Genomic DNA, 21594 nt, shown 5'->3' on the forward strand with positions numbered 1-21594 from the left:
TTGCTTAGGTTAGCCTTGCCTTCGTTAATATTGCATACGGAGGTCCCCTGCCATGCCCCACGCCACCGCCCGCCTCTCGGGAGCCCTGGCCGCAGCGGCGGCGCTGACCGCGTCGCTCCTGCTGTGGGCCGCTCCCGCGAACGCCGAGGACCTGTCGGGCGGGCGCCTCGACTGGGGCGTCAAGGAGTCGTTCCGCTCCTACATCACCGGGTCGATCGCCAAGGGCGAGGTGCAGACCGGTGACGGGGCATCCGCAGTGGACGGGGCGTACCGGTTCCACTCGGCGACGGGCACCTACGAGGGCGGCACCGCCGAGATCGACTACACCGGCTGGGTCTACTTCTGGGGCCACGACGGCGAACTCGACCTCACCTTCGCGAACCCGTCCATCGAGTACTCCGGGTCCTCCGGCACCCTGTACGTGTACGTCAACGGCACGCAGACCGACATGGCCTCGCTCAGCGGCGCCGAACTGAACGTCTCCGGCGGGACCCTCTCGGTCAGCGGCGCCTCGGCGAGCCTGACCGCCAACGGCGCCGAGGCCTTCGCCGGGTACTACGAGCCGGGCGAGCAGCTCGACCCCGTCTCGTTCTCCGCCGACATCGCCGCCGCCCAGGCGCCGACCGCCGAGGCCGCCGACCCCACTACGGCCGCAGCCGAGACCGACCAGGTCGGCGGCGCCGTCCTCGACTGGGGCGTGCGCACCTCCTGGCGCGACTACGTCTCCGGCGATATCGCGAACGGCGAGTGGGCCGTGAGCGGCGGTGCGGCCGACGGCGGCGCGGTCTTCCGCTTCACCGAGGGCGCGGGCACCGCCACCCCCACCGACTACTCGCTGTCCTACAAGGGCACCGTGGCCTTCACCGGCACCAACGTGGACCTGGCGCTCACCGACCCGGTGATCACCGCGACCGCAGGCAAGGGCGTCCTCTCCGCCGAGGTCGCCGGGGCCCGCGTGGACCTCGTCGCGTTCGAGGCGACCCTCGCCGAGACCGGCGGGCTGCTGCTCGCCGAGAACGTCCCGACCGTGCTCACCGAGGCCGCCGTGCCGGTGTTCGGCGGGTACTACCAGGCCGGGGACGCCATGGACCCGTTGACGATCGCCGTCCCGGTCACCGCCGACGCCGCCGTCCCGGCCCTGCCCGACCTCGGCGCCGAACCCGAGCAGCCCGCCCCGACCGAGACCGCCTCCTCGCTCGACGCCGACGACGCCGCGACCGAGAGCACCGGCACGAACCCGCTCGTGTGGATCGTGCCCGCCGCGCTCGTCCTGCTCTTCGCGGCCGCCGCGGTCACCGTCGCCCTCGTCCAGCGCGCCAAGCGCAACCGCGCCGCCAACGGCGATCCCCAGACCACCGGCGAGGAGGCGACGGCGACCGACAACGCCCCAGCCGCCTCGACGGACCCCTCGGAGCCCACCCCCTCCGAGACCGAAGGCCCCGCAACGAACGGGCCCGACCCCGCCGCGTCCTCCACTGAGGACGCGGAAGCAGACAAGGAGTCATAACACCCATGAAGTCCCCCACCCGCAAGCGCCTCGCGGCCTTCGCCGCGCTCGCCCTGGGCGCCGGCGCCGCCGTGAGCCTCACCTCGCTCCCCGCGCAGGCCCAGGAAGTCGCCGCGTACCCCATCATCGACGGCTCGATCACCTGGGGCGTCAAGGAGTCCTTCCGCAACTACGTGACCGGCACGTTCTCCAACGGCACCATCTCGGTGCTCGACGGCGCGGTGAAGAACGACGACGGCACCTTCGCGTTCGGCTCCGCCACCGGCGTCAACGACCTCCCGAACCAGGCGATCGACGCCGCGACCGAGGGCGGCGTCAACTTCGCCGTCCCGGTCCACGGCATCGACATCACCCTGGAGAACCTGTACGTCGAGATGGATGTCGCCGGGTACACCGGCACCCTCTTCGCGGACGTCGCCTACGGCACCACCGAAGCCGACGACGTCCCGATCGTCGACATCGACGCGGGCGGCCAGTGGACGTACGTCTCCGGGTTCATGACCCTCACCGACGCGCCCACCTCCCTCACCGAGGAGGCCGTGCCGATCTTCCAGAACTACGCCGCGGGCACCGCCATGGACCCCGTCACCATCGCCGTCAAGACCGACATGGCGAACCCGATCGAGGAGGAGCCCTCCCCCGAGGACCCCACCAGCGACGAACCGTCGAGCGAGGCGCCCTCCGACGACCCGTCCAGTGAGGACCCGACCGGGGACGCGACCGTGTACGCCGTGACCGGCGGCGCCGCCGACTGGGGCGTCAAGGAGTCCTACCGCCAGTACGTGGTCGGCCCGATCGCGAACGGCGAGATCACCCTCACCGACCCCGCCACCGAGAACAGCGACGGCACCTACCGCTTCCCTGAGGCCACCGGCACCTTCACCGCCGAGACCTGCGCCGTCGACGCCGCATTCGCGGGCGGGGTCAACTTCTACGGCCACGAAGGCGAAATGGACCTCGACATCGCCGGACTCACGGTCAAGAGCACCGACGGCGCCCTCGCCCTCTACTCCGGCGGCACCCTCATCGCGGACGTCGCCGTCGCCGAGCTCGCCGTCAAGGACGGCGCGATCACCGTGGACGGCGCCGCCGCCACCGTCAGCGCCGACGGCGTCGACTTCTTCGGCGGCTTCTACGAGGAAGGCGAAGCCCTCGACCCGGTGAGCTTCGACCTCGAACTCGCCGACGCCCCCGACACCACCTGCGAGCCCACCGGCGACGGGAACGGCAACGGCGGTAACGGGAACGGCTCCGGCAGCTCCGCGAGCACCAGCGCCAACGGCGCAGGCTCGCCGAAGCTCCCCACCACGGGCAGCCCGCTGACGTTCGTGCTCGCCGCCGCCGCGGCGCTCCTGGCCGCCGGCGTCGCCGTCACGGTCGTCGCCCGCCGCCGCGCCCTCCAGGCCGACGCCTAACCAGAGACTCCACTCTCACGAGGGGCCGCCCAGCCTGCAACCGGGGCGGCCCCTCATTCGCGTTCAGAAGCTGAACTGGCGCGTGTTCTGGAACGAGGTCTGCAGCCATTCGCCGCGCTCGCGGGTCAGCACGTTCGTGTTGGTGGACAAGGAGTCCGCGCGGCACCCGGTCTCGCCGTCGTTGACCAGGCACGTCTCGCGCACGATGACCACCACGTCCCGCTCGACGTACCGCACCTGCTCGTGCAGGACCTCGATCCGGTTGCCCTCGATGAACCCGTCGAAGTAGTACTGCATGCCCTCGGCGATGGCCTCCCGGCCCGCCATGTGGTCCCCGTTGAAGGTGACCATGTCGCCGTCGTCGTGGAACGTCGCCGCGAACGCCGTCCCGTCCTCGTCGACCCACGCCTGCTGCTGGGCCTCCAGGATCGCGTCGAACGCCGCCTGGTCGCTCGGACCCCGGTCCCCCGCCGACGCCGCCGCTCCGCTGGCGAGCAGCGCCACCGCGGCCGCCGCGACCGCTCCCGTCCTGACCTTGCCTCGCATGTTGACCTCCTCTGGTCGTTGCGGCCGACGCTAAGGGGACGCACCCGGCGGGCGCGTCCCCCTGCAGTCGGCACCCGGCCGAAACCTGCGGTGTAGCAGTGGAACGAGGTGTCACCCTCCGGTAGCGGCCGCCCTCCCCCACGCCCGGTCGCCCAGCAGCGCCAGCGCGGCCGGGAGCAGGACTCCGCGGACGACGGTGGCGTCGATGAGGATGGCGAGCGCCATGCCCAGGCCGAGCATCTTGTATTCGATCGCGGAGAGGGTCACGAACACGGAGAAGACGCCGGTCATGATGAGCGCCGCGCTGGAGACGACGCCTGCGCTGGCGCTGATGCCGCCGATGACGGCGTCGCGGTTGGCGGCTCCGGCGAGGCGGCGTTCGGCGACGCGGGAGAGCACGAAGATGTGGTAGTCCATGCTCAGTCCGAACAGGATGATGAACATGAAGAGGGGTATCCAGGAGACGACGCCGCCGTAGGAGGTGAAGTCGAGGAGGTTTTCGAGGTGGCCGTCTTGGAAGATCCAGGCGAGGGCGCCGCATGCGGCGCCGATGGACAGGAGGTTGAGGGCGATCGAGGCGAGGGGGATCGCCCAGGAGCGGAAGGTGATCGCCAGGAGCGCGAACGCGAGCAGGAGGATGAATGCGATGACGTAGGGGGTGCGGGCGGTGAGCTGTTCGGTGAAGTCGTGCGGGAGTGCGGTTTTGCCGGTGACGGCGATCGGGGTGTCGGTGTGGCCGAAGGCGTTCGGGAGGGCGTGTTCGCGGAGGTAGGTGAGGGCGGCGTCGGCTTCGGGGCCGGTGGTGTCTCCGGCGAGGGGGACGCGGATGACGAGGGTGTCGCCGAGTGCGGTGGTGGTGATGGGTTCGAGGAGGCGGCCGTTGCTGGCGGCGGCTTCGGCGTGGAGGGCTTCGACGGCGGCCTGGTCGAGCGTGCTGGCCGGGGCGATGACGACTCGGGCGCTGGTGGCGGCGCCGGGGAAGTGTTCGTGCATGGTGAGGGCGTTGTCGACGGCGGTGGAGGTGCCGGGTGGGAGGCTGGCGGTGACGGCGGCGTCTTGGAGTCTGAGGCCGATGACGGGTGTGGCCATGATGAGGAGGAGGACGGCGGCGAGGCCGCCGGTGGCGATGGGGCGTTTGACGACGGTGGTGGCGGTGCGGGCCCAGAAGCGGGAGGGTTCGGCTTTGATGCGGTGCTTGCCGAGCCAGGGGAGGCGGGCGGCGTCGATGCGGTGTTTGAGGGTGGCGAGGAGTGCGGGGAGGAAGGTGACGGAGCCGAGGACGGCGAGGGCGACGACGAGCGCGGCGCCGAGCGCGAGTCCTTTGAGGACGTCGATGCCGGTGATGAGGAGCCCGGCCGTGCAGACGATGACGGTGAGGCCGGAGGCGGCGACGACGTGGCCGGAGGTGCGGGCGGTGGTGGCCAGCGCGGTGGCGGGGTCGTGGCCTGCGGCGCGTTCTTCTCTGAAGCGGCGCAGGTAGAACAGGGAGTAGTCGATGCCGACGGCCATGCCGATGAGGAGGACGATGGCGGAGCCTGCGCCGTTGAAGGGTACCCAGTGGCCGAGGAGTTGGAGGAGGCCGAAGGCTCCGGCGACGCTGGTGGCGGCGAGGAGGAGTGGGAGTCCGGCGGCGACGAGGGAGCCGAAGACGGCGAGGAGGACGAGGATGGTGAGCGGGAGCGAGGTGGTTTCGGCGCGTTGCATGTCGGCTTTGATGCCTTCGTCGACGGCGCCGGAGAGGGTCGCGTCGCCTGCTTGCCGGAGTTCGGTGTCGGGGTGTGCGGCTTGGGTTTCGGCGACGGCGTTCAGGACGGTGTCGTAGTTGGCGTCGTAGGCGGCGTCGGGTCCGAGGATCTGGAAGGTGACGAGTGCGGCGTTGCCGCTCTGCCAGCGTTCGCCGTGTTCGCTGAGCGGGGAGCCGATGTCGGCCACTGCTTCGGGGGCGGCGCTGAGGGCGGTGACGAGGTCTGCCATGGCCGCTTGGGTTTCGGTGCCGGTGATGAGGACGTTTTCGCGGACGGCGTAGCCGCCTGCGGCGTCGATCATCGTTTCGGCGGTGCCTGCTTCGCCGGGGTCGGTGGCGCCGGCTTGCTCTCCTAGGGGGAGTGCGCCGGAGAGGACGGCGAGGGCGGTGAGGGCGAGCCAGCCGCCGATGGCGAGGGCCCGGTGGCGGGCGGACCAGTCGGCGACGGCGGCGACGGTGCCGCGGCGGGCGGTGTGGGGCGGTTTCTGGGCGCGGGGGTCTGCGGTGATGTCGTGCAGCACGGTCTGCTTTCCTTTTGGTTCGGGGGCGTTCCTGTGGAACTCGCCGCGGCTTTGCGTGCGGCGAGGTGGCGCGTCTCTGTCGGGTTTGGATCGCCGGGTTGCCGCCCGGCGTGGAGGCCCTGGTCGGGGCCGTCGAGTTGCCGCTCGACGGCCCCGGCCGATACCGGGCCCTCAGTGACTATTCGACGACTTTGAGGGTGTCTTCGATCGCGGCGTTGCTGGTCTCGATGCGGGTGAGGCGTTCGTTGACGGCGGCGAGCTGCTGTGCGAGTTCGGCCTGGTTCTTGTCGGCGCGTTCGGCGAGTTTCTTGTACCGGTCGTCCTGCCGGATCTGCATCTCGGCTCGTTTGAGGAACGCGTTGCGCCACAGGAGGGTGAGCACGACGGTGATGAGGAGGATGAAGAGCCCGACCGTGCCGATGACTTCCTGCCAATCGTAGGGACTGACCATTCCCGTTCCTTTCTCAGAGGGTGAGGGTCGTCGAGGCGTGCTCGACGGTTTCGGGGGTGAGGTTGACCGTGAACGGGACGACCTCGTAGTAGTGCATGGCCTTGCCGTCCTCGGACATTTCGAGGGTCGAGGTGACCAGGCCGGATGCTTCCAGTTTCTTCAAGTGGACCTGGAGCAGCGCCCGGCTGATGCCGAGTTCCCGCGCGAGCTGGCTGACGTAGTTGCGTCCGCCTGCGAGGGCGGCCACGACGCGCAGCCGGTGGGGGCTGGCGAGCGCCGCCAGGAGCGCGACCAGGTCGTCCCCGGTCGGGATGCCTTCGTCCATACGGCCTCCAATACCTGCAAGCAGATATTAGCAGGTGCTTGCTTTGGTTTGCATGCATCGCGGGGCGGGCATGCGAAAGGGCCGGTGGCGGTGCCACCGGCCCTTGCTCGCGGGGTTCACCGCACGGACTTGAAGCCGTGCTTGAAGAACCGCGCCGTCTGGTGCCGCCGGACCCACGCGATGCCCGCGAACAGGGCCAGCAGGATCAGCGGGGTGAGGACCGGGTAGTCGAGGATCGCGACGTTGAAGATCGCGGCGCCGACCATGAGCAGGCCCAGGCCGGTCGCGGCAAGGCCCGCGACGCGCGGGACAAGCAGGCCGATGCCGCCCGCGATCTCCAGGGCGCCGACGGCGTACATGAACCAGTCGCCCCAGCCGATGAGGTCGAAGCCCTCGGCCGCGGACTCGACGGCGAACAGCTTCGGCGCGCCGGAGGCGGCGATCATGAACGCGCCCAGGAGGATCTGGAACACCCAGGTGGTGATGTCCAGGGCCTTGCCGGGGCCTTCGGCGGTGGTGGCGAGGACGGTCTCGGTGCGGTCGTAGGTCGTCATGATGGTGCCTCTTTCAGGGAGTATCGGGCTCTTGCCGATGTAGACGAGGCCCGCCGCGCGGATTCATCGCGGCCGGGGCCGGGAATTTCCAGCGGTCCCGCGCACCCATACTCCTACTATTCAGATAGGATTACCGGCAGTAGTGATCCCGGACCCCAAGGCCCCCTTCGGAGGAACGCATGTCCAGCGTCCCGGCCAGTACCCGCCTCCTCAACGCGTTCCTCACCCCGACCCTCGCCAGCCAGAACACCCCCGACGCCGTGTTCACCGGGCTGGTCGCCGAGGCCCGGGCCGCGCTCGGCGTCCAGGACGAGGACGACACCGCCTTCGACGACCTCCGGTTCCTGCTCGGCGCGTTCGCCCGCCAGACGGACCTGACCGCCCTCGGGTGGCAGACCGCGCTCATGGACCTCCAAGTGCGCGTAGAGAACCGCATCCGGGTCCGCCGGGCCCACCGCACCGACCCCGCGATCGGCCGCGAGCCGGTGCACGCCCCGGTGTTCGTGGCCGCGCTGCCGCGCACCGCGACCGCGCTCGTCCGCGGGGTCCTCGCCGGATCGGCGACGCACCGCGCGCCCCTGCTGTGGGAGATGGGCTGCACCGAGACCGGCCGCGGCGAGACCGCACGGCACCGCAGTTTCAAACGGACCGCGCGGCTGTACCGGTCGCTGGAGCGGCTCGTACCCGGCGGCGACGCCCCGTCCGCGCTGGAACCCGAGGCCCCGAACGACTGCGCGCACCTGCTCCCCCACGGCGCCCACCACCTGCTGCGGGCCGACCTGCCCGAGTACCGGGAGTGGCTGGCGGTCAGGGACTTCACCGCCGACTACGCGTTCCTCAAGCAGGCGCTCCAGGTCCTCCAGTACGGGAAGCCGCCCGCGAAGTGGATCATCGAGGCGCCCGCGAACCTCGGCCGGTTCGAGGCGATCCGCCGGGTCTTCCCCGACGCCGCCATCGTGTGGGTGCACCGCGACCCGCTCACCGTGCTCGGCGCGCACTGCGGTCTCGTGGAGGCCTCATGGGCGCTGCACCAGCGCCGCCCGGACCCGCGCCGCATCGGACCGGTGTGGCTCGCGATGGCGTCCAAGGCGATCGAGCGGTCCCGGCAGGCGCGGCTGACCCTGCCGCGGGACGCGATCGTCGACCTCTCCTATGCGCGGCTCGCCGCCGGACCGGAGGTGTGGCCGTGGCTCTACGAGCGGATCGGCAGCCGCTGGACCGGGGCCGACGCCGCGAACCTGGTCCGGGCCGCCGCCGAACCGGACGCCGGGCGGTTCCACGAGCACGAGCTGGCCCGGTACGGGGTGGGCCTGGCCGACGTGGAGGCCGCCTTCGCCGACTACCCCCGCACGATCGACCGGATCGCGGTGCTGCGCTGAACGGTCCGGGGCCGGTGTTCGGTTCGAACGGACCCCGCGTGTCGTACCCCGGCGCTACCGTGTGGGGATGATCGAACCCCAGCAGGTGCGCCGCTACCGGGTGCGGGCGCAGCAGCTCGACCGCGAACACGGCACCGTCGCCGACACCGCCGCCCTCGACCTCGGCGTGCAGGACACCGGCCCCGACGGGGCGCTGTGGGCCCTCGAAGTGCGCGGCGTCGACACCGCCGGGCTCGGGTCCGCCGCCGAGCACCACGAGGAACTCGTGTGGCTGTGGACCCTGCGCGGCGCGCCCCACTGCTACCGGCGCACCGACGCCGCCCAGGTGGCGGCAGCGGTCGCACCGTGGTCCGAGGCGGACGCGTCGAAACGGATCTTCGACGCCTCCAAACCGCTGAAGGACGCCGGGATACCGGTCCTCGACGCGCTCGGGGCCGTCGCCGCGCAGATGCGGTTGATCGTCAAGGAGCCCATGGTCAAAGGCGAGATGTCCACCCGCCTCCACGAGGCCCTGCCCGAGCCGTACCAGCGGTACTGCCGCGTGTGCAAAGCCGTGCACCTCTACGAGATGCCGTTCCGGCTCTCGGCCGTGCAGGCCGGGCTCGAACTCGTCCCCGACACCTCCCCGCCGGTGCTCCAGCCGATGCCCGGCTTCGCCGCCGCCGAGGAGCACGAGGCCCGCCTCGACCCCGTACGCGCCTACCTGCACCTGATGGGACCGGCCACGCACAAGCACGTCGCCGAGTACGTGGACGCGCCCGTCCGCGAAGTCAAGGCGCACTGGCCCGACGACGCCGTCGAGGTCCAAGTGGACGGCGAGACCCGGTGGATGCTCGAAGGCGACATCCAAGCACTCCAGGACGCCGAAGCCTCCGGGACGCGGCTCCTCGGCCCCTACGACCTGTACCTGCAGGCCCGCGACCGGGCCACGCTCGTCACCGACCCCGCCAAGGCGAAAACACTGTGGCCCGTCCTCGGCAGGCCCGGCGCCGTCCTCGTCGACGGCGAGATCGCCGGGCTCTGGCGGCCCCGCAAGGCCGGGAAGCAGTTCCACGTCAACATCGAGCCCTGGCGCGACCTCGAAGCGACCGAACGCAAGACGATCGAAGCCGAGGCCGAGCGGCTCGCCGCGTTCCGCGGCATCGCCCTCACCGGCCTCGACTACACCGCATAGCCGCGGTCAGCGGGCGCTCGCGGTCAGGTTGTCCACGAACAGGCCGTAGTCGCCGAACGCCTCGTCGATCATCCCCGGTTCCAGCCCGTAGTGGACCATCGAGTACTCGTGCCCGCGCTGGTCCCGGGGGCGGTTCAGCGCCTCCTCCAGGTTGCGCTCGTCGTCCCCCGTCCACTTCAGGTCGAGCTTCTCGAACAGGCCCGGCACGTACTTGAACGGATCGGCCATCATCGCGTGGTAGGCGACGTCCACTGTGGCCTCGCGCGGCATCTGGATGCGCTCGCGCCGGGCCCGCTCCACCATCTCCGGGAGGATCTGCAGCCACACCCGGCCGATCTCGTGCGGGTCCACCGACTTCGGGTGGTTGTGCAGGTACGCCAGGGACTCCGCCATCGAGCACATCGAACCCATGACGGTGTGCGGGTCGCGGTGCGTCCACACGAACTTCGCGTCCGGGAACACGTGGTGGATCGCGGCCGTCTCCCCCAGGCAGTCCGGGTGCTTCAGCATCCAGCGCGGGGTCGCGCGCTGGAACTGCAGGATCTGCAGCACGTCCCGCACGAACCCGTAGTCCGGGCGGGCGTCGTAGGAGCGCAGGAACGCCACGTACTCCGGCATCGGCGCCATCGTGTTGTGCAGGCGGGACTGGTTGAGCAGGAAGTAGATCTCCTCCACCCAGTCCGCGCGCACCGGGTGGATGCGGGACCACGACGGGCTCAGCATGAGGATCTGGTCGAGCCGCTTCTGCGTCTGGCGGCGCAGCTTCGCGACCTCCTCCTCCGGCCGGGGCAGCCCGATGTTGTCCATCTCCCACATGTACGGCCCCCGCCCGCCCGGCGCGTTCGCGAGGATCTTGTGGGTCAGCGTGGTCGCCGTGCGCGGCAGGCCGATCACGAACACCGGCGCCTCGATCCGCTCCTCGCGGACCTCCGGGTGCTCGGCCTGCAGGCGGCGCACCAGGAACCGGTTGCGGATGCGGGTCTTCACCATGTCCTGCACCGAGAGCCAGCCGACCCCCGACAGGGACGGGACGTCGGCGATGAACCCGAGGAAGCGGCGCAGGTGCCGCAGCTCCGACTCGTCCTCCTCGGTCAGGGCCGTCCCCGTGTTCGCGGCCCGCTGGGCCTCCAGGGCCCGGTCGAAGAACCGGTAGGGGTCGTGGCGCGCCCGCGCGGCGGGGGCGGTCAGGGCATTGACAAGGCGCAGTCGTGCGGTGGTCCGGCGCATGAAAGGTCCTCTCTGCGTTGGCATTCGACGCCAAAAGGGGTGACGCCCCCGGAGCGTAGCGCAACGGGGGCGTCCGTAGAAGCCCTGCGAGAGAACGGATCAGCGCCGCCGCGCCGACACGGCCGCGACCTCCATTTCAGACCGCTCCAGTCGGATTCGGCTACTCGCCGGTCTCACCGTCCACCGCTTCACGGATGAGGTCGGCGTGGCCGTTGTGGCGGGCGTACTCCTCGATCATGTGGCACAGGATCCACCGCAGCGACGGGCTGCGCCCGTCCGGCCAGCCCCGCACCGCCAACCGGCCCAGGCCGCCGTCGGCCAGTGCCTCGGCGGTGCACGCGCGGGCGAGGGCGATGCTGTCCTGCCACATGGCGTGCAGGGTCTCGGGGGCGTCCTGGGCGGCGGAGTGCCATTCCCAGTCGCGGTCGGCGCTCCAGTCGACGGAGTCCCAGGGTTCGCCCATGGGGCGGCCGTGGAGGGAGCGGTTGAACCAGCTGGTCTCCACATAGGCCATGTGCTTGAGGAGGCCGCCGAGGGTCATGGTGGAGGCGGCGACGGTGCGGTCGAGGGCGGCGGCGTCGAGTCCGCGGGTCTTCCAGTCGAGGGTGGCGCGCTGGAAGTCGAGGAAGCCGATGAGGGTGGCGGCCTCGTCGCCGTCGGGGGGCGGTTCGGGGCGGCCTTGGGCGTCGATGACGGTCATGGGGGGACTGTACTCCGGGAGCGGGGTTCTGAAACTATTCAGGCGATCTAGTGGCATTTACAGATATCAATGTTTATCGGTAACCTGTGCATGCGGTCCGGCACTTTCGGAAAATCAATCGAGAACTCCTGGAATTTTCAGGTCCCGGTCGCGACCGCCTTGTCCCCCAAGGAGAGACAGACTATGAGCACAACCATCCGAAAGCGGCTGCGGGCGGTGCGCATCGCGCTGCTCGCCGCCGCGATGGCCGCGACCATGGCCGTGGGCCTGGCGGCCCAAGCCCAGGAAGCCGGAGAGGACGCGGCCGCCCCGGTGCAGGCCGAAGCCCTCCCCGCGAGCTTCACGTGGAGCTCCAGCGGCGTCCTCGCCGGGCCCAAGCCCGATGCGGCGCACCCGAGCATCGCCGGGCTGAAGGACCCGTCCGTGGTGTTCCACAACGGGAAGTGGCACGTGTTCGCGTCCATCGCGAGCTCGGGCGGGTACAACATGGTGTACTTCAGCTTCACCGACTGGTCCCAGGCCGCCAGCGCCACCCACCACTTCCTCGACCGGTCCGCGATCGGCACCGGCTACCGGGCCGCGCCCGAGGTGTTCTACTACGAGCCGCAGGGCCTGTGGTACCTCGTCTACCAGGACGGCAACGCCGCGTACTCGACGAACACCGACATCGCGAACCCGACCGGGTGGTCGGCGCCCAAGCACTTCTACTCCGGGATGCCGCAGATCATCCAGGACAACATCGGCTCGGGCTACTGGGTCGACATGTGGGTGACCTGCGACGACGTGAACTGCCACCTGTTCTCCTCCGACGACAACGGGCACCTGTACCGGTCGCAGACGACTGTCGCGGCCTTCCCGAACGGCATGAGCGAGCCGGTGATCGCCATGGAGGACGACAACAAGTACGCGCTGTGGGAGGCCAGCAACGTCTACAAGGTCAAGGGCAGCAACGAATACCTGCTCTTGATCGAGGCGTTCGGGACCGTCGGCCGGTACTTCCGGTCGTGGACCTCGCCGAGCATCGCCGGGCCGTGGACGCCGCTGGCCGACAGCAACGCCAACCCGTTCGCCGCCGCGTCCAATGTGACCTTCCCTGGCGGGGTGTGGACCGAGGACATCAGCCACGGCGAGATGATCCGCGCCGGGGTGAACCAGAAGCTGGAGATCGACCCGTGCAACCTGAAGTACCTGTACCAGGGCATGGACCCCAACGCTTCCGGCGACTACAACAGCCTGCCGTGGCGGCTCGGGCTGCTCACGCAGACCAACACGAGCCCCGGCTGCGGCGGCACCTCGGAGCCGACCGATCCGCCGACCACCACGACGCCGCCGCCTTCGGGCACGTGCACGGCCAAGATCACCGTGGTCGGCGACTGGGGCTCGGGCTGGCAGGGCCGCGTCGACGTGACGGCAGGGGGCATTGCGATCAGCGGCTGGGACCTCGACTGGACCTGGCCGGCCTCGCAGCAGATCACCTCGGCGTGGAACACGGAGTGGTCGCAGTCCGGGGCGGCGGTCAGCGCCGGCGACGTGGGCTGGAACGGGACGGTCGCGGCGGGCCAGTCGCGGGAGGGGTTCGGGTTCATCGCGTCCGGACCGGCCGCGACCCCGACGGTGACCTGCGGCTAGCAGCGAGATGAACGAGCCGGTGCCCGCTCCCCCGGATCTGGGGAGCGGGCACCGGAGTGTTCGGGGGACGGGGTCCAGTCGCGTTCACCGCGATGGTTCAACGCTATGGCCCCGGCCGGGACCGGGCAATACGTGTGCGGCAACGGTTTGGTAAATCAGCTGTTCAGTCGAGGCGGACCGGCACCAACGGCGAGCCGCCCAGGCTGGCGGTTCACGCGCGGGGCTGCCAGCGGAAGCGCCTCGCGGCCAGGAGTGCGGCGGCGACGGCCGCGGCGGTGGAGAGCAGGAGCGGTTCGACCGCGGCCGCATACCCGCCGCCGTCCCACGCGAGGCGGGTCAGCTCGGCCATGCCCGCACCGGGGACCGCTGCGGCCAGGACCGATGTGGCGCCCTCGAACTCGAAGAGCCCCAGGACGGTCCCGGCCATGAACACGAACGTGCCGGGGATGACGGTGATCTGGGCGGCCTCCGGGGTCTTCGTGAACGAGGCGGTCAGGAAGCCCAGCGCGACCGACGTGACCGCGCCGTTCGCGAAGGCGAGCACGAGCAGTTCGGGATGGGCGGGCGCACCGCCGGTCTCCCATGCGTTGTAGGCGAGGATGACTGCGGCCTGCACGGCGACGACGAGCACGAGCGGTCCGGTCAGACCGGCCACGATCGACAAGGTCGACGCCGGGGAGCTGCGCAGGCGCTTCAGGTACCGCTGCTGGCGGCGGGCCGCGAGCGTCATCGTGCTGGTCATGAACACGCCGAAGACGAGCAGCATCGCGAGCTGCACGGCGGCGAGCGCGCTGCCGGTAGCGGTCAACGCGCCGATCTCGGACCGGCTCATGAAGAACGCCATGGCGATCGGGAGGACCGCGGCGGTCAGGAGGACGGTGCGGTTGCGCAGGATGAGTCGGGTCTCGGCGACGGCGAGGGTCAAGGCGGTCATAGCGGGCTCCTTCGTTCAGGGGTTCAGGCGGACTGGGTTTCGAGTTCGGCGAAGATCTCGTCCAACGTGGCGGGACCGGCGTGGAGGTCGCCGAGGTCGGTCCCGGTCCGCGCGGCCCAGTCGAGGAGGCGGTGCAGGTCCGCCTGGAGTTCGGTGGTGCGGATCGTCAACCGCCCGTCCGCGACGGCGGTGCGGCCCGCCAGGACCGGCAGATCGAGCACGTCGAACGGCTTGGGGCTCACCGTGATCCGGGCCTCGTGGGAGCCGGTGATCTCCGCGACCGTGCCGAAGCGGGCGATGCGGCCCCGGTCCATGATCGCCACGTGGTCGGCGAGTTCGGCCGCCTCGTCGAGGTAGTGGGTGGTGAGCAGGACCGCCGTCCCCTGTGCGGTGAGCTCGCGCAGCAGCGCCCAGGTGCGCCGCCGCGAGGCCGGGTCCAGGCCCGTCGTCGGCTCGTCCGCGAACAGCACCGCCGGGTCCGTCGACAGTGCCAGCGCCAGGTCGAGTCGGCGGCGCTCGCCACCGGAGAGCGCCCCGACGCGGACCGCGGCGCGGTGGGCGAGGTCGACGCGTTCGATCAGGTCGGTGCGGGAGGGCAGGCGGTGCAGGTCGGTCCACAGTCGCAGGGTCTCGGTCACGGTGAGGTCGTCGGCGAAGCCGGTCTCCTGGCCGATGACAGCCGCCTTTCCGGCGAGTTCGCGGCGGTGCCGGTACGGGTCGAGGCCGCGGACGCGGACCGACCCGGAGGCGGGGCGGCGCAGGCCGACGGCGGTCTCCACCGTGGTGGTCTTCCCCGCGCCGTTGGTGCCCAGGAGCGCGAACAGCTCCCCGGGGGCGATGGTGAAGGAGACGCCGTCGACGGCGGTGAAGGAGCCGTAGCGGCAGGCGAGGTCGCGGACCTCGACGGCGGGGCGGTCCTCATGGGTGGTCGTGTTCATGCCTCAATCCTGCGGTTTCGCAAGGGCCGCAGGTAGTGCCGGAACCGCATCAGTCCAGGTGACAGACGTGTGCGGCCGGTCTGACAAATGTCATCCGGGGCCGGGGTGGTTGAATCTCGGGGTGCCCCCAGAAGCTGAGTCCTCCACGCGCGGCCTGCGCCGCCTGCGCACGTACACGTTCTTCACCGTGATCGGCTCCGGCCCGCTGGCGCTGTTCATGGGCGCGATGTTCCTCGCGAACTCGCCGCTCCCGTACGAGGACCTGCCGGTCGCGGCCGGGGCGATCACCGTTTCGGTCGCGCTGTCCACGGCGGCGCTCGCGCTGCACTGGCACGGGCAGGGGCGCTGGAAGCGGCGCGTCCTCTGGGGCACTTCGCTGCTCGTGCTGCTCGCCGGGGCGGTATGGGAGGCCCAGGCCGGACCGGTCGGCCCCGCCTGGGCCGCACCGGCATCGCTGCTGCTCACGGAGGCGTCCCTGTGGGCCCGCCCCGGCAGGCGGGCACGGGCGCTCGGTTACGGGACGGCCGCGGTCGTGGCACTCGTCATCGCGCTCGCGCAGTTCGGCCTGGTCGCGGGCCAGACAGTGGTGATGGCGATCGCCCTGGTTCCCGCGATCGCGGGCGGCATCGTCTGCCAGCTGTGGCACTTCCAGGTCGCGCAGGAGCTCGAGCGGGCGCGGGGGCTCGCGGGCGACCTCGCGGTCGCGGAGGAGCGGCTGCGGTTCGCGGCCGAGCTGCACGACATCCAGGGCGGGAACCTGCAGGCCATCACGTTGAAGGCGCAGGTCGCGCGGCGGCTCGTCGCGGTCGACCCCGAACGCGCCGAAGCCGAGATGCAGGCCGTCGAGGACCTGGCGCGGGACGCGTTGAAGGACACGCGGGAGGTCGTGGGCGGGTACCGGAAGGTGGCGCTCGCCGACGAGATCGACTCGGCCGCAAGGATCTTGAAGTCCGCCGGGGTGCAGGCGACGGTGCCCGACGCCGCGCCGTCGCTCGACGAGGACACCGAGAAGCTGCTCGGCCTGCTCGTGCGGGAGGCGACCACGAACCTCATCCGGCACGCCGACCCGACCGCCGCCGACGTCTCCATCGTGGAGGTCGACGCCGAGATCACCGTGACGGTGACCAACAACGGGGCGGCCGCGCCGACCCCCGGCGGCAACGGGCTGACCATGCTCAAGGACCGGTTCACCGAAGCGGGCGGGTCCGTCGAGCACGCGCACAACGGCGACCGGTTCATCCTCAAAGGCACCGTGCCGAAACCCCAAGCGCCGCAGCCGGTCCCGCGGCAGGCCGCGCGGGCGCGGCGGGTACCGCCCGTGCGGCGGTTCGCGGCGAAGCGGGTCCGGCGGTGATCCGCCTCCTCGTCGCCGACGACGAGACGCTGGTGCGCGAAGCGCTGGCCGTGCTCCTCGGGCTCGAATCCGACATCACCGTGATCGCCCAGGCCGACAACGGGGCCGACGCCGTGACCCTCGCCGGGACCCGCCTCCCCGACATCGCGGTCCTCGACCTCGAGATGCCGCCGCAGGACGGCCTGTGGGCGGCCGAGCGCATCCGCGAGGCGAACCCCGGCGTCAAGGTCATGCTCGTGACCCGGCACGCGCGCCCGGGCGTGCTGCGCCGGGCCCTCGCCGCGGGCGTCTCCGGGTTCGTCCCCAAGACCACACCGGCCGAGCGGCTCGCGCAGATCATCCGCGACATCGGTCAGGGCCGCCGCTACATCGACCCGGAGATCGCCGCGACGGCCCTCACTGAGGACCGCTCACCCCTGACCGAGCGCGAGCTGGACCTGCTCCGCGCGGCCAGGGGCGGCGGCACGATCGAGGAGATCGCGGCCGAGCTCCACCTCGCCCCCGGCACGGTGCGGAACTACCTGTCGACCGCGATGCGCAAGCTGGACAAGAAGACCCGCCACGCCGCAGCGCAGCACGCCTGGGAGCAGGGCTGGATCTAGCCGGGGATCGTGAACGACTCCAGGTGGTCCAGCAGGACCCACTCCGACTCAGGGCTGGCCTCAGCGACCAGCTCCCCCAGCTTCGCGGCACCGAACATGTCCACGGCCGGTTCTGCAAGTGGCGCTTCGTAGTCGTCCCAGTGGGTCGGGATGATGTACGGCGGGAACCCGGTGGCCGCGAGCATCCGCTCCACGTAGTTCGGGTAGTTCGGGTTGGGACCCTGCATGAACAGGACCGTCGGCGTCATACCGGCGACCTCGCGCTCGTGGAACGACGGCACGCCGTTGAAGAACAGCGAGACCTCACCGAACCGGACCAGGTAGGCGAGGCTGCCGCCCTCCACGAGGTCCTTGATCGTCTCCGGCCGGGCCGGGGTCGCACCCGGGCGCGTGCCCGGGAACAGGAGGCTCTTGTGCTTGCCGGTGACGCCGTGCGAGGAGCGGAAGACCTCCACTGTGTACCCTTCAAACTGGTACAGCTCGCCGCCGCCCACCTGTGACAACTGCGCGGCGGGAGTGTCCATGGCGCGCAGCAGGTTCAGGTGCGTCTCGGTGCCGAGCACCGTCGCGCCGGTCTTCTCGGCGATGTACGGGACGTCCGCGATGTGGTCGAAGTGGGCGTGCGTGATCAGGATCGAGTCGGCCGTGCCGATGTGCTCGTCGATCGCGGTCTCGTCAATGGTGATGGGCGTGTCCGGGTTGAACTCCCCCGGTTTCGTCGCGCCCGTGTAGGTGCGCGAGAGGTACGGGTCGACGAGCACCGTGGTGCCGTCGCAGACGACCTCCCAGGCGTTCGTGCCCAGCCAGCGGACAGTGACTTCAGAAGGCATGGCTCTCCAGGTGGTCGATGAGCAGGAACTCGGAGTCGGGGCTCGCGGCGGCCACGCGGGCGCGCAGCGCCTCCACGTCCCCGCCGGGGACGGCCGGTTCGGTCAGCGGCTTGTCGAAGTCGTCCCAGTGCGTCGCGATCACGTACGGCGGGAAGCCCGTGGCTTCCAGCAGCCGCTCCACGTACGCGGGCGTGTAGCCGCCGCCGGGCTGCACGAACACGGCCGTCGGGCGGATACCGGCGATCTCCGGCTCGTGGAAGCCCGCCGAACCGGCGTTGAAGAACGAGACGCCCCCGAAGTCGACCAGGTAGGTGAGGCTGCCGCCCTCGACCAGGTCCTTGATCTTCTTGGGGCGCTTGGGCACCGACCCGGGCCTGGTGCCGCCGAACAGGATCTGCTTGTGCTCGCCGCTCGCCGAGTGCGAGGACCGGAACACCTCCACGGTGTACCCGTCGAACTGATACATCTCGCCGCCGACCAGCTGCGAGAGCTGCGCCTCGGGGGCGTCCATGGCGCGCAGCAGGTTCAGGTGCGTCTCGGTGCCGAGCACCGTCGCGCCCGTGCGCTTCGCCAGGTAGGGGACGTCGGCGATGTGGTCCCAGTGGCCGTGCGTGACGAGGATCGTGTCGGCTCGCGGCAGGTGCTCGTCGACCACGTCCTCGAAGACCTCGATCTCCGTCTCCGGGTCGGCCCCCTTCGCGGTGTAGGCCCCGGTCGGGAAGCGGCTGACCCACGGGTCGATGAGCACGGTCGCCTTCGCTGTCGTGAACTCCCAGGCGTTCGTGCCCAGCCAGCGCAGCTGCACCGTGGGCGCGGCCGCGTCGTCGGTCTGGGCCGCGGCGATGCCGCCCGCGGTCGCGGTGGCCGCCAGCGCGGCCGCGCCGGTGCCGACGAGGAGGCCGCGGCGGCGGATCTTGGGATCGTTGGGTGTGGTCATGGCTGACATTCAAGCCGCCGTGTCCCGTTCCGTCCAATATCGACGCGCTCATGGGTTGATACGCGCGTTGATATCGTTGCCGCGTGGACATCATGCGGCACTTGGAGTGTTTCCTGGCGGTAGGTGAAGAACGTCACTTCGGCCGGGCCGCCGAGCGTCTGGGGATGGAGCAGCCGCCGCTGAGCCAGCGCATCCGGCGTCTGGAGAAGGAGCTGGGCGCGGACCTGTTCGACCGGGGCGGCGGGCAGGTGCAGTTGACGCCCGCGGGGCATGTGCTGATGCGGGAGGCGCCTGAGCTGCTGCGGGCGCATCAGCGGATGCGGACGCTGGTGCAGCGGGCGGCGGCGACGGACCCGTTGGACCCGCCTAGGCCTTGGTCGGCGCTCTACTGAGCTGAGATCGCTTCGGTGAGCGCGAGTGCGGCGCGGCTCATGGCGAGTTCGACTTCGCGGAAGTTGCCGCGGGTGACCTGGGCGAAGACGGCGATGGCGTGGCGGCGGCCGTCGGGCCACTCCCAGACGGCGACCTCGTTGAGCCAGCCGGGGAGCGAGCCGGAGCGGCCGAAGGGTGCGACGGTGCTGGGGGCGAGGCGGGAGAGGCGGCCGCCGGTGAGCTGGCGGCCCATCCAGTGGCGGACGTCGGCGGCGACGGGTGCGGGTCCGTCCCAGATGCGGCGCAGGAACGCGGTCATGTCGGCGGGGGTGGAGGCGTTGGTGCGCATGGGGTCCCAGGCGCTGGTGGCGCGGAGTTCGGCGGTGGTGACGGCGCCGCTCTGGAGGACGTGGGCGAGGGCTTCGAGATCGGCGATGTCGAGGTCGCGGGCGACTTCTTCGAGGACGACGCGGGGTGAGCCGAGGAGGCGGGTGTCTTTGAGGCCGAGCCGGGCCGGGAGGCTGCGAAGCGCGCCCGCGCCCATGTGCTTGACGACGAGGTCGGCCGCGGAGTTGTCGGAGACCTCCATCATGAGCGAGGCGAGGTCGCCGACGGCGATCTGGGAGTCGTAGCGGAATCCGGCGACGCCGGTGCCGCCGAGGCGGTCGGCGGCGGTGACGCGGACCGGCGCGGCGGGGTCGATGAGCCCGGCTTCGACCTGGCAGCGGAACTCCCAGGCGATGAAGAGCTTCACGACCGAGACGAGGATGACCGGGTCGGTCTCGCGGACGCCGATGCCGCGTCCGTCCGCGAGGTCGCGGATGTGGGCGGAGGCGGTGGCACCCAGGGGTTCGAAGAACTCGTCGATCATGGTCCTCACAGCCCCTTGGTGTCGGGGAGATCGACGATGCCGAGGACGTCGCTGACGGCGGCGCCGACGGCGGCTACCGTGATCAGCGCCAATAGCGCGGCGACCCCCCAGCCGACGGGGTGTCCGAAGTTGACGGTCCACTGGGAGCCGCCAGCGCGCTGGTGCACGAGGATCGCCGGGTCGTTCCGGTTGGCGTAGACGAAGCCGCCGAGGTGCCAGTGCCGGTCGTCGTCGTGCTGCACAAGGCCGGTGGCTTCCGGTTCGCCGCCGGGGAGGCGGTGTCCGCCCGCGCCGACGCGGATTTCGAAGCGCACTGCCGCGACGGCGAAGGCGAGCAGCGGTAGGAAGATCGCGATGGTCACCGCCAGCGAGGCAGGCAGAATCTCCCACGACCGCAGGGCGATGCCGAGGAGCGCGAGGTTCACGCACGCGGCGGCAAGCAGGAGCAGGTTGGCGAGGGAGCGCAGGTAGACGCGGTAGCGGCGGGCCGAGTCGGCCGGGCGGGCGGCATCGAGTTCGGGCCGGGAGCGCATGATCGCCGCGAGCAGGAGCAGCACCGTGAGGGTGAGGGCGGCCTGCGCGAGAACCGGATTCGCGGCCGTCCAGAATCCGGTGGTCACCTCCGGTCCGCTGTCTAGGGTCGGCCCGGCGGTGCTCGGGAGCGTGTCCGGGAGCGATCGGGCGCGGACGATACCGATGGCGGCCGTGACCGCGAGGATGAGGACGGCGGGAGCGGCCCAGCGCCACGGCACGCGCACCGGGTCGGTGCGGAAGCTCAGGTCGGCGGTGACGCCCTGCTTCACTCCGGCGTACCAGCCACCGGAGGCTTTCGCGGCCCGAATGTTCCGGCCCGCGAGTGCGTAGGCGGCGCTGTCGGCCAAGACCAGCGCGACGATCACTGCGGTCGCCACCGCTTCCGGGTCGAGAAGGAGCAGCAAGGGGATCACGAGCGCGGCCGCGAGGGCACCGGAGGCGAGCACACTCCGGCCGAAACGGTTGCGGGCGTTGGCGATCGCCGGGTCGGCGATCCGGTCGGGCGGGACGGCGACGCCGAAGGGGAGGCCGGGGCGGGCGAGGGCCGGGATCGCTCGCCAGACGGCGGTCACGAGCGCCACGGCCAGGAACAGGGTGATGAGCGGGAGGGTCACTGTCCGGTCCTCTCTGCGGGGGTGAAGGCGTCGAGCACCTGGGCGGTGCGGTCCAGGACCTCGTCGCGGGTGAGGCCGTGGGCGACGGCCTCGGCGAGCATGATCGTCAGCCGCTCCTGCCAGGCGTCGGCGACGCCTGGTTCGGGCGGGCCGGAGGTCCGGTCGCGGCGGATCACCGCGCCGCTCTTGCGGTTGACGCGGATGAACCCCTCGTGCCGCAGCAGGTCGTAGGCCTTGTTGACGGTGTGGAAGTTGACCGCGAGGTCGGCGCCGAGCTGCCGGGTGGAGGGCAGCGGCGTCTCGGCGGTGAGCTCGCCGGTGGCGATGGCGGTGACGATCTGATCGCGGATCTGCTGATAGATCGGGATCTCGCTGTCCACCGCAAGCGTGATTCGCATGAATCAAGTCTATCTGATATACATGAACTAGAACAGAT

22 protein-coding genes and 1 pseudogene are annotated in these 21594 nt (G+C 70.9%); 9 read left to right on the top strand and 14 right to left on the bottom strand.

Annotated elements, in window-relative coordinates; genetic code table 11:
• The first annotated feature begins 52 nt into the window (after positions 1–52).
• Entirely contained in the window at positions 53–1507 is a 1455-nt protein-coding gene (locus ACZ60M_RS06585; RefSeq protein ID WP_465415380.1) for an HtaA domain-containing protein, read from the top strand.
• 5 nt (positions 1508–1512) lie between these two features.
• Positions 1513–2922, top strand: coding sequence for an HtaA domain-containing protein (locus tag ACZ60M_RS06590; RefSeq protein WP_465415382.1), 1410 nt, complete (start codon positions 1513–1515; stop codon positions 2920–2922).
• A 63-nt stretch (positions 2923–2985) separates the two neighbouring features.
• On the opposite strand, the gene ACZ60M_RS06595 is transcribed toward ACZ60M_RS06590, so the two are convergent.
• The 5 genes from ACZ60M_RS06595 to ACZ60M_RS06615 form a co-directional block, all read right to left on the bottom strand.
• The gene (locus ACZ60M_RS06595) at positions 2986–3468 is read right to left on the bottom strand and encodes an SgcJ/EcaC family oxidoreductase (protein ID WP_465415384.1); all 483 of its coding nucleotides are present in this window, start codon (positions 3466–3468) and stop codon (positions 2986–2988) included.
• A 111-nt stretch (positions 3469–3579) separates the two neighbouring features.
• Positions 3580–5733: an MMPL family transporter gene (locus tag ACZ60M_RS06600; protein WP_465415385.1), complete on the bottom strand. Its 2154-nt coding sequence runs from the start codon at positions 5731–5733 to the stop codon at positions 3580–3582.
• Positions 5734–5911: 178 nt separating this feature from the next.
• On the bottom strand, positions 5912–6184 hold the full coding sequence (locus tag ACZ60M_RS06605) for a hypothetical protein (protein WP_465415387.1): 273 nt from the start codon (positions 6182–6184) through the stop codon (positions 5912–5914).
• A gap of 13 nt (positions 6185–6197) precedes the next feature.
• Positions 6198–6509 (bottom strand): ArsR/SmtB family transcription factor, encoded by a 312-nt coding sequence (locus ACZ60M_RS06610; protein WP_465415389.1) that lies wholly within the window; start codon positions 6507–6509, stop codon positions 6198–6200.
• Positions 6510–6625: 116 nt separating this feature from the next.
• A complete protein-coding gene (locus ACZ60M_RS06615) occupies positions 6626–7063 on the bottom strand; it encodes a DoxX family protein (RefSeq protein WP_465415391.1) in 438 nt (145 codons plus the stop codon).
• A 179-nt stretch (positions 7064–7242) separates the two neighbouring features.
• Between ACZ60M_RS06615 and ACZ60M_RS06620 the strand changes: the two genes are divergently transcribed.
• Together ACZ60M_RS06620 and ACZ60M_RS06625 are read left to right on the top strand one after the other, a co-directional pair.
• The gene (locus ACZ60M_RS06620) at positions 7243–8442 is read left to right on the top strand and encodes a sulfotransferase family protein (RefSeq protein WP_465415393.1); all 1200 of its coding nucleotides are present in this window, start codon (positions 7243–7245) and stop codon (positions 8440–8442) included.
• A gap of 67 nt (positions 8443–8509) precedes the next feature.
• Positions 8510–9616: a winged helix DNA-binding domain-containing protein gene (locus ACZ60M_RS06625; protein WP_465415395.1), complete on the top strand. Its 1107-nt coding sequence runs from the start codon at positions 8510–8512 to the stop codon at positions 9614–9616.
• 6 nt (positions 9617–9622) lie between these two features.
• Here the strand turns inward: ACZ60M_RS06625 and ACZ60M_RS06630 are convergent, their stop codons facing one another.
• Together ACZ60M_RS06630 and ACZ60M_RS06635 are read right to left on the bottom strand one after the other, a co-directional pair.
• Positions 9623–10843, bottom strand: coding sequence for a sulfotransferase family protein (locus tag ACZ60M_RS06630; protein ID WP_465415397.1), 1221 nt, complete (start codon positions 10841–10843; stop codon positions 9623–9625).
• Between the two features lie 160 nt (positions 10844–11003).
• Complete coding sequence (locus ACZ60M_RS06635) at positions 11004–11543, bottom strand: DinB family protein (protein WP_465415399.1); 540 nt, start codon at positions 11541–11543, stop codon at positions 11004–11006.
• A gap of 240 nt (positions 11544–11783) precedes the next feature.
• Here ACZ60M_RS06635 and ACZ60M_RS06640 point away from each other — a divergent pair.
• Both ACZ60M_RS06640 and ACZ60M_RS06645 read left to right on the top strand, forming a co-directional pair.
• Positions 11784–12818, top strand: a pseudogene (locus tag ACZ60M_RS06640) (glycoside hydrolase family 62 protein); the annotation flags it as partial.
• Positions 12819–12899: 81 nt separating this feature from the next.
• Entirely contained in the window at positions 12900–13172 is a 273-nt protein-coding gene (locus ACZ60M_RS06645; protein WP_465415507.1) for a cellulose binding domain-containing protein, read from the top strand.
• Positions 13173–13383: 211 nt separating this feature from the next.
• Here ACZ60M_RS06645 and ACZ60M_RS06650 read toward each other — a convergent pair whose 3' ends face one another.
• Positions 13384–14106 (bottom strand): ABC transporter permease, encoded by a 723-nt coding sequence (locus ACZ60M_RS06650; protein ID WP_465415401.1) that lies wholly within the window; start codon positions 14104–14106, stop codon positions 13384–13386.
• 23 nt (positions 14107–14129) lie between these two features.
• Entirely contained in the window at positions 14130–15044 is a 915-nt protein-coding gene (locus tag ACZ60M_RS06655; RefSeq protein ID WP_465415403.1) for an ABC transporter ATP-binding protein, read from the bottom strand.
• Between the two features lie 121 nt (positions 15045–15165).
• Between ACZ60M_RS06655 and ACZ60M_RS06660 the strand changes: the two genes are divergently transcribed.
• Both ACZ60M_RS06660 and ACZ60M_RS06665 read left to right on the top strand, forming a co-directional pair.
• The gene (locus ACZ60M_RS06660; protein ID WP_465415405.1) at positions 15166–16398 is read left to right on the top strand and encodes a sensor histidine kinase; all 1233 of its coding nucleotides are present in this window, start codon (positions 15166–15168) and stop codon (positions 16396–16398) included.
• A complete protein-coding gene (locus ACZ60M_RS06665) occupies positions 16395–17000 on the top strand; it encodes a response regulator transcription factor (RefSeq protein WP_465415406.1) in 606 nt (201 codons plus the stop codon). The genes ACZ60M_RS06660 and ACZ60M_RS06665 overlap by 4 nt, the downstream gene beginning before the upstream one ends.
• Here ACZ60M_RS06665 and ACZ60M_RS06670 read toward each other — a convergent pair.
• Positions 16997–17830 (bottom strand): MBL fold metallo-hydrolase, encoded by an 834-nt coding sequence (locus ACZ60M_RS06670; RefSeq protein WP_465415408.1) that lies wholly within the window; start codon positions 17828–17830, stop codon positions 16997–16999. The two genes, ACZ60M_RS06665 and ACZ60M_RS06670, sit on opposite strands and share 4 nt — an antisense overlap.
• Positions 17820–18767, bottom strand: a complete 948-nt coding sequence (locus ACZ60M_RS06675) for an MBL fold metallo-hydrolase (protein ID WP_465415410.1) — start codon at positions 18765–18767, stop codon at positions 17820–17822. Before ACZ60M_RS06675 ends, ACZ60M_RS06670 begins: the two co-directional genes overlap by 11 nt.
• A gap of 92 nt (positions 18768–18859) precedes the next feature.
• Between ACZ60M_RS06675 and ACZ60M_RS06680 the strand changes: the two genes are divergently transcribed.
• Positions 18860–19159, top strand: a complete 300-nt coding sequence (locus ACZ60M_RS06680) for a LysR family transcriptional regulator (RefSeq protein ID WP_465415509.1) — start codon at positions 18860–18862, stop codon at positions 19157–19159.
• Here the strand turns inward: ACZ60M_RS06680 and ACZ60M_RS06685 are convergent.
• From ACZ60M_RS06685 to ACZ60M_RS06695, 3 genes are read right to left on the bottom strand one after another with little or no spacing between them, the layout of a single operon-like run.
• The gene (locus ACZ60M_RS06685) at positions 19153–20010 is read right to left on the bottom strand and encodes a serine hydrolase (protein ID WP_465415511.1); all 858 of its coding nucleotides are present in this window, start codon (positions 20008–20010) and stop codon (positions 19153–19155) included. The genes ACZ60M_RS06680 and ACZ60M_RS06685 overlap by 7 nt on opposite strands.
• A gap of 5 nt (positions 20011–20015) precedes the next feature.
• Positions 20016–21158, bottom strand: a complete 1143-nt coding sequence (locus ACZ60M_RS06690; RefSeq protein ID WP_465415412.1) for a DUF1648 domain-containing protein — start codon at positions 21156–21158, stop codon at positions 20016–20018.
• Positions 21155–21556, bottom strand: a complete 402-nt coding sequence (locus ACZ60M_RS06695) for a GntR family transcriptional regulator (RefSeq protein WP_465415414.1) — start codon at positions 21554–21556, stop codon at positions 21155–21157. Before ACZ60M_RS06695 ends, ACZ60M_RS06690 begins: the two co-directional genes overlap by 4 nt.
• Positions 21557–21594: the final 38 nt, after the last annotated feature.

The sequence above is a fragment of the Glycomyces sp. NPDC050141 genome, from assembly GCF_055586545.1.